The 1547-nt window shown below is 55.5% G+C and carries 2 protein-coding genes; one reads left to right on the forward strand and one right to left on the reverse strand.

Annotated features, from left to right (window positions below; genetic code table 11):
• Positions 1 to 610 (reverse strand): hypothetical protein (locus ACP5J3_RS14445; protein ID WP_428496319.1); only part of this gene is annotated, 610 nt, incomplete at its 3' end.
• A 93-nt stretch (positions 611 to 703) separates the two neighbouring features.
• Here ACP5J3_RS14445 and ACP5J3_RS14450 point away from each other — a divergent pair.
• The coding region (locus ACP5J3_RS14450; protein ID WP_428496320.1) for an ankyrin repeat domain-containing protein at positions 704 to 1547 on the forward strand (844 nt) is incomplete at its 3' end.

Below are 1547 nucleotides of genomic sequence, written 5' to 3' on the forward strand. Positions count from 1 at the left end.
GTAGAGTCCCATACTGACCAGCCCTCACTACGTTGAAGCCACTCGGCAGACCGACCTCAATGCCCAACATGCGGGGGTCAACCCCATACAGACCCGAGACCACAGACGCCATTAAATACTTAACGCCGGTCTCCCTCATGGTGACCATTCTGTCAACAACGGAGGAGTCGAAATCGATAACATACGTCTTAAAGACACGGCCCCCGATAACCACGTCCCCACCGCGATACACCACGCCACTACACGCGCGGCCGACAGCCCCGGCCACCAAGGCGTCGTTATAGCCGTACACAACCGCTCTACCCCCAGACACGATCCGAGCTACCAGCAGACGCTCTCCCTTCTGAGCATCGTAAACACGCACCAATTCCCACAAATACTCACCCTCCGAATACACCCCTACAGATTCCTCAACAGTTAAAACAGATCTAGGAAACAGCCTCAAAACCCCCTCCTCCGAGCCTAGGTAATACAAACGCACCTGACCCCTCTCATCAACACCTATCTTCCGCTTACCAACCACTACGAAATGATAATCCCCGCCTAGATGCCTAAGCAAGTTCTCCGACGTAAATATCGGTCCAGGCGTTCTGTAGTTGAAGGCGGCCATTGCGGCGAGTTGTCTGTTGCCTAGCCAGTCTTTGTTTTTGGCGAGGTTGCTGAGGTCTAAAGAGGGCCAGGCTTAATTTTTATTTTTTAATTTGTGGATGTGGAGTGTCTGGAGCTTGTGGAGGCGGCTCGGAGTTGTGATTTAGACAAGGCGGCTGGGCTGGTGGACGGCTGTAGTCCAGATTCTAGAGATGTCTACGGAAAGACTCCGCTGTACTACGCCGTTTGGCAGGGCTGTTACAAAATTGCGGCGTATCTGCTGGAGAGGGGGGCCTCTCCGTCTGTTGCAGACAGGAGGGGGCGGACCCCTCTACACATAGTCGCGGAGAGGTGCAACGCCGAGCTAGCTAACGCGTTGATTAAACACGGCGCGGATCTAAACGCCAGAGACATAAACGGGAGGACGCCTCTGCACTACGCCGCAGAAGCCGGATGTGTAGAAGTGGCGGAGGCGTTGACAAAAGCCGGCGCCGACATCAACAGCAGAGACACACTCGAAAGAACGCCGCTACATCTCGCGGCGGGCTGGGAGGCGCTGGTGCAACTCCTCCTTAAACACGGGGCGGATCCAAACGCAAGAGACTTCTACGGGAAGACGCCGTTGCATTACGCGGCGCGGGCGGGATGTGTGAAGTGCGTCGAACTTCTACTAAAACACGGAGCAGATCCAAACGCAAGAGACCAAGAGGGAAAGACGCCTACGGTGACGGCCGCCGCGTCACAGAACTTTGAGGTAGTCAACGTGCTCCTCCCCCTAACGCCTGTTGACGCCAGCAACGTGTTACGCTTCGCCGTTGTTTATCGGTGTCATGAAGTCGCCAGGTACCTACTCACCCGCTGGGCCGCCGCTGTGCGACTTCAACACAGAGATCTACTCCACGAAGCTACGAGAAGCGGAGATCTTACTAGACTTCTACTCGACCACGGCTTAGATCCAG

It is taken from the genome of Pyrobaculum sp., assembly GCF_049971835.1.
GTDB lineage: Archaea > Thermoproteota > Thermoprotei > Thermoproteales > Thermoproteaceae > Pyrobaculum.